Raw genomic sequence first — 5,633 nt, forward strand, 5'->3', positions numbered from 1 at the left:
GTGGCGCTGCGGCGGCGCCACCACAGGACTACCCCGCCGAGAACGAGAACCCACAACCAGCTGGCGGCGATCTCGGAGTAGTGCCGGCCGACCTCGCCGAGGTGCAGGTTGCGGTGCAGGTCGTCGAGCCAGGTGGTGGCCGGGGTGGAGCCGAACCAGGTGGTGAGCCGCCCGGTCACCTCGCCGGTGTACGGGTCGACATAGACGGTGTGCTGCTTGTCGCCGAGTTCCTCGAGCGAGAACACCACCTGGGTGGTCCGGTCGCCGGTGCCGGGCACCACGGCGGCGATGGTGCCGTCGGGGTGCGCCGCCCGCGCGGCGGTGACCTGTTGGGCGAGGGTCTTCGGCTGGTCACCGACGGTGGCCACGGTCAGCCGGTCGCCGTAGAGGGCCTGGTCCAGCTGCGGGGTGATGGTGTACGCCAGGCCGGTCAGGGCGGCGACCAGGAGGAGGAGTCAGACCCGAGCACCGGGCAGCACCCGATCATCCTCACAGTCGAGTCGGCATGACACACGTTGGACAGGCGCGAGCGGGGAGCCGAGCAGGCAGAGCGGCCCACGGCCGCGGACGATCAGAAGACGACGAGCGTGGGCACGCCGTCGAGCCGGGTGAGGCCAACCGGCCCCGGCAGGCCGGCGCGACAACGGCGGGCCGTACCACGGGCGGTACCACCGGGCTGCCCGCGACCGGCCTGCTGCTGGTGGCGCCGGCGAACCCGTGGTGACCCCCGGCCGGACCTGCCCCGTCCGGCCGGGACGCGCCGGCCGTGCGGTGCGGTCACGACACCCAGACCGGTGGCGAACGCCGCCGGTTCGAGGGCAGCGCGTACCCGGAGCGCTCCAGTTCTCCTCGACTCCCCAGTCGGATAGGGTGCTCGTGCATCGATGATCGGGCTCACATCGGGGGGTTGTTGCCGTCTGGCGACGCCATCGTTCGCAGGCCAGAGCATGAGCATCGGCTCGACCAACCGCCCTCGCCCTCGCCCGGCCCGCAACGGTGCTGGCGCTCGTCGATCGCAGGGTGTCCCGGAAGGATGCCAGATGGGTACGGCGCGACCAGGGTACGCAGGTGGCCGGTCCGGGCCCCCGCAGCTGACGCCACCGACGGTTGCCCTTCACCGCCCCGGTTCGTCGTCGAAGCCCGTCGGACGGGAACGTGCCGGCCGCCGGAAGGGTCGTCCTATCGACGATGGACCGTGCTGACGGTGACCCGGTCGTCCGTAGCCTCGATGGTGCCGGTCCACTCACCGTCGTCCTTCTCGAACGTGATGATGGTGGTCCCGCCGGTCGTGCGGTCGCCCGTGACGTCGAAGAATCCCTGGGGCAGGGCGGTGCGGTAGAACGCGAGTACCCGCTGAGGGTCGGGCTCGACCAGGGTGAGCCGGGCGCCGGCGGCGGTGTCGGAGAGGTCGCGCACCTGGCTGCCCGGCGGGAACCGGAAGTTGAACGGCAGGTTCGTCACGCCCAGATCCCGGCCGGTCAGCGCCGGCTCCTCCGCCTGTGGCGGCGCGGTCGACTGCTCGGCCGGCCGGTTGCGGGCGAACGTGACTGTGGTGTCGCGCGAGGTGGCGATGACCTCGACGGTCCACCCGCGTCCGTCGAGGTGCAGAGTCTGACCGGTGTCGGTGCCCACCGGGTATCCGGCCGGCGGGCCCGCCTGGCGGTAGTGGGCGAGCACCTGCTCGGGCGGAGGAGCGGTGAGGATCACCGTGGCCGAGCCAGGGTCGCCGAACGCGGTGTCGACCTTGCTGCCGGCGGGGAACCCGAGCCCCGGTGCCACCCCGGCGACAGTCCGGCCGTCCACCTCGACCCGGTCGCCCTGGTCGCTGCCCGGCAGGCTCGCCGGGGCAGCCGTGCTCGTGGGGGTGGCGCTGTCCGGTCCGCTCACCGGCACGGCCGGGTTGCCGCAACCGGGCGCCGCGATCAGCAGCGCGATCCCGGCCAGCGCGGGTAGCTTCCGCTGGAGACATCTCATCTGCCTGTCCTTCCGGTCGTACCAGGATTCGGTGGAGCCGTCCCGATCATGCCTGGTGCGGTCGCACCCCCGCACGACGGACGAACTGCTGTCGGCAGTCCTGCCGACAGCGGTCCGGCCCGGTCCGGCATGCTGAGTGCCATGACTGCCACGGCCGCCGTCGCTCCGCCCGCTTCCCGCTCCGGTCCCGGCCCTTCCCCGGCGATTCCGCTGACCACCGGCCTGATCGGGCTGTTCGTCGTGGTGCGGATCTGCCAGGTCGCCGCCTGGCCGGTCGCGGTCCTCACCGGCGGCACGGCCGGACTGCGGTCGGTGCCGGCGGCGGTGACGGTGTACGCGGTCCAGACTCTCGCGGTGGTCGGCGTGCTGGTGTGGGTCCACGGACAGGGCGCGGTGGGCCGGGGGGTCGCCGGGCTGGACGCGACGGTGGCGCTGGTCGCCCTCGTGGCCGGCGGCCTGCTCACCCGGCCGGGCCACGGCACCGGGTTCAGCCATCCGGCCCTGCCGGCCGCGATCGGCGCGGGCCTGACCGTCGCGCTGGCACTGTCGCGTCGTCAGGCCCTCGCCTGGTACGCCGCGCTGGCGGTCGGCTACCTGCTCGGGGTGCACGCCACGGTCTCCCTGGGTCCGGCGGCGCTGTCCGGGGCGGCGGGGAACCTGCTGGCACTGGTGGGTGTGCCGGCGGCCGCCGGCCTGGTGGTCGGTGCCCTGCGGCAGGCCGCACTGCGCGCCGACCGGGCGACCGTACGGGCGGTGAAGGCGGAGGCGGCGTTGGCCGAGGCGGGGCAGCGGATCGCGGCGCACGCCGCCTACGCCTCGGAGGTGGCACAGCAGCACCGCATGTTGCACGACACCGTGCTGTCCACGCTGGACGCGGTCGCCCGTGGCGCGGTCGACACCGGTGATCCGGTGGTGCGGCGTCGACTCGCCGCTGACGCCGACCATCTGCGTGGCCTGATCGCGTCCGCCGGTTCCGCGGTCGGAATGCGGCTGGTCGGCGAGCTCACCACGGTCATCCGGGAGTTGGCGCCGACCGGCCTGCGGGTGCACCTGCGGGTCACCGACGTCCCGCCGGACGTGCCGCCGGCCGTGGTGCGAGCGCTCACCGGCGCGGTCCGGGAGGCGCTCAACAACGTGATCCGGCACAGCGGCACCTCGACCGCCTTGGTGACGGTGGCCGGCCCGGCGGCGGGGACGGACGATCCGGACCCGGCGAGGCTGCGGGTCACGGTGGCGGACCGCGGGCGCGGCTTCGACCCGGACCGGATCCGGCCAGGGCTAGGGTTGTCCCGGTCGGTGCGCGCGCGGATCGGTGAGGCCGGCGGCGAGGTGCTGGTGGACAGCGGAGCAGGTCAGGGCACCACCGTCGAGATGAGCTGGCCGCCCGGCGCGTGGACGTCGGCGGCTGGGTGAGAGGGCCGGATGATCACTGTCGCCGCGATCGACGACGACCGGATGCTGCTCGACGGGCTGCGTACCTGGCTGGCACCGGTCGAGGACGTCCGCCTGGTGCAGGTCGCCGCCACGGTCGACGGCTATCTCGACCGACTCGGCGGTGCGGACGCGCCCCGGGTGGTCCTGCTCGATCTCAACCTGCGCGACGGATCCGACCCGGCGGACAACGTGGCGCGTGTCCGGGCCGGCGGCGGGCGGGTGCTGGTCGTCTCGGCGGTCCCCGACGCCGACGGCGTGCTGGCCACGATCGGTGCCGGGGCGGCCGGCTACCTCACCAAGAGCCATCCCCTGGACGTGCTGGTGGAGGCGATCCGCGAGGTGGCGTCCGGCGGGTCGGCGATCAGTCCGGAACTCGCGTTCGTACTCAGCCGCGACGCCCGCGCCGACCGGCCGCGGCTGTCCCCGCAGGAGCGCGCGGTGCTCACCGCGTACGCCTCCGGGGCCACCCTGGCGGCCGCCGCGCGCCGCGCGGGCGTGGCCTACGGGACCGCGCGCGAGTATCTGGAACGGGTCAAACGCAAGTATGCCGAGGTGGGCCGCCCGACCCGGACGAAGTTGGAGTTGGCCGACCGGGTGCGCGAGGACCGGCTCGACCTGGGTGGTCCCGGCCGCTGAGCCCGCACCTGGGCAGTATCCAGCCGGCGTCGCGTCAGCCGCGACCACGTACCAGGGGCGGGGATACCTCTCCACGATCTCGACCAGCAACCTCGTCGTGGACGGACGGACGCCGCGCATCGCGTACCCGGCGCGCAGCAGCATGCGCGCCTCGGTCAGCGCGGCTCCCGGGGCTCGCGACGGGCGTACTTGGCGCGGAACTTCTCGACCCGGCCCGCCGTGTCGAGAAGGCGTGTTGAGCGGTCGGTAGCCTCGGCGCGGTGGCGGAGGATGACTTCATGATCGGGCTGAGCCCCCTTGGACGCGCGGCGTGCGGTCCGCCGACCGGGCGTGGCAGGCCGTCGCCGGATTGGTGGCGGCCTGCCACGCGCCGCAGGTCCGGTGGGTCAGCCGGCGCGGCGCAGCCGGCCGAGCATGCCGGCGAGGTCCTGGACGAACAGTTCGTGGCGGAAGTAGTGGCCGCCCGGCACCTCGCGCCACTCGTGCGGGATGCCAGCCCGGCTGAGCGCTCGCCGGAACTCGCGCTGGCCCGCCAGTACCTGGCCCTCGTTGACCGAGTCGAACCAGTTGACCGGGTCGGGTGACGTGCCGGCCGCCAGGAAGATCCGCTTGTTGCGGTAGCTCTCGATGCGCTCCATCGGGTTGTCCGCGCTGACCCGTGCCTCGTCCCACAGGGGCGCGCCGTACACTGTGCCGCCGCCGAGGTCGAGCGCGGCCGAGGTGATGTTCGCCCAGTGCACGACCAGGCCGAAGTCGCGGCGCAGGCTGGCTGGCCCGGAGTGGGAGCTGACCGAGCAGAAGTGGCCGTAGTACTTCGCCGTGTACTTGAGGGCCCCGAAGCCGCCCATCGAGAAGCCGGCCACGGCGCGGCCGTTGTACTCGGGGAATGTGCGGAAGTTGGCCTCGATCCAGGGGAGCAACTGGGCGATGTGGAACGTCTCCCAGTTGCGCGGCCCGACATTGGTGCTGACCGGGTTGCTGTACCAGCCAGTGGAGGCGTCCGGCATGACGACGATGATCTCGCGGCCCGCGGTGAGGTTGATGATGTTGTCCTGGAGGTGGAACGTGCGGAAGTCCGCGTTGCCGCCGTGCAGCAGATACAACACCGGGTAACGCTTGCGGCTGGTGTGGTAGCCGTCGGGCAGCAGCACGTTCACCGCCGGATCCCACTCGATCGCGTCGGTGGCGAAACGGTAGTACTGCAACCGGCCGCCGTTCTCGTTGCGGTCGACGATGCGCAGGCCGTACCCGTTGACGGCTGCACTGGCCGCGGACGGCGCGGTGAAGGCGCCGGCGAGGGCGCCGGTCGCCGCGACCGCGGCGGCGCCGGTGAGCAGCCGCCGGCGGCTCACGGTGGGGGAGATGTTCCGGTCGTGCGGCATGGTTCCTCCTGGGGCTCAGAGTGTGGTTTCGCTGGTGAGGCCGAAGTAGTCGTGCCATTTGGTGCTGGGGGCGAAGGTGGTGCCGGTGGAGAGTGCGACGTAGATGTCGTTGGTGGTGCTTTTGGTGAAGACGATGAGGTCGTCTTTGCCGTCGCCGTTGGTGTCGGCGAGGTAGGGGAACTCGCCGGTTAGGCAGAAGAAGTCGTG

Annotated in this window: 5 protein-coding genes and 2 pseudogenes; 2 read left to right on the top strand and 5 right to left on the bottom strand. The window is 72.7% G+C overall.

What is annotated here, in order from left to right; all coding sequences use genetic code 11:
- Both A8711_RS28290 and A8711_RS28295 read right to left on the bottom strand, forming a co-directional pair.
- The coding region (locus A8711_RS28290) for a PepSY domain-containing protein (RefSeq protein WP_141707695.1) at nucleotides 1–446 on the bottom strand (446 nt) is incomplete at its 3' end.
- Nucleotides 447–1,179: 733 nt separating this feature from the next.
- Nucleotides 1,180–1,974 carry a hypothetical protein gene (locus A8711_RS28295; RefSeq protein WP_013476112.1) on the bottom strand — a complete coding sequence of 265 codons (795 nt, stop codon included), beginning with the start codon at nucleotides 1,972–1,974 and terminating at the stop codon, nucleotides 1,180–1,182.
- A gap of 141 nt (nucleotides 1,975–2,115) precedes the next feature.
- On the opposite strand from A8711_RS28295, the gene A8711_RS28300 reads away from it, so the two are divergent.
- Together A8711_RS28300 and A8711_RS28305 are read left to right on the top strand one after the other, a co-directional pair.
- Nucleotides 2,116–3,387, top strand: coding sequence for a sensor histidine kinase (locus tag A8711_RS28300; RefSeq protein ID WP_041784246.1), 1,272 nt, complete (start codon nucleotides 2,116–2,118; stop codon nucleotides 3,385–3,387).
- Nucleotides 3,388–3,396: 9 nt separating this feature from the next.
- Complete coding sequence (locus A8711_RS28305) at nucleotides 3,397–4,044, top strand: response regulator (RefSeq protein WP_069089884.1); 648 nt, start codon at nucleotides 3,397–3,399, stop codon at nucleotides 4,042–4,044.
- A gap of 155 nt (nucleotides 4,045–4,199) precedes the next feature.
- On the opposite strand, the pseudogene A8711_RS33240 reads toward A8711_RS28305, so the two are convergent.
- The 3 genes and pseudogenes from A8711_RS33240 to A8711_RS28315 all read right to left on the bottom strand — a co-directional run.
- A pseudogene (locus A8711_RS33240) lies at nucleotides 4,200–4,277 on the bottom strand (50S ribosomal protein L31); the annotation flags it as partial.
- A 153-nt stretch (nucleotides 4,278–4,430) separates the two neighbouring features.
- Entirely contained in the window at nucleotides 4,431–5,426 is a 996-nt protein-coding gene (locus A8711_RS28310; protein WP_043325481.1) for an alpha/beta hydrolase family protein, read from the bottom strand.
- A 15-nt stretch (nucleotides 5,427–5,441) separates the two neighbouring features.
- A pseudogene (locus A8711_RS28315) lies at nucleotides 5,442–5,633 on the bottom strand (VCBS repeat-containing protein); the annotation flags it as partial.

Origin of the sequence: Micromonospora sp. II (assembly GCF_001709195.1) — a bacterium.
Lineage (GTDB): Bacteria > Actinomycetota > Actinomycetes > Mycobacteriales > Micromonosporaceae > Micromonospora > Micromonospora chalcea.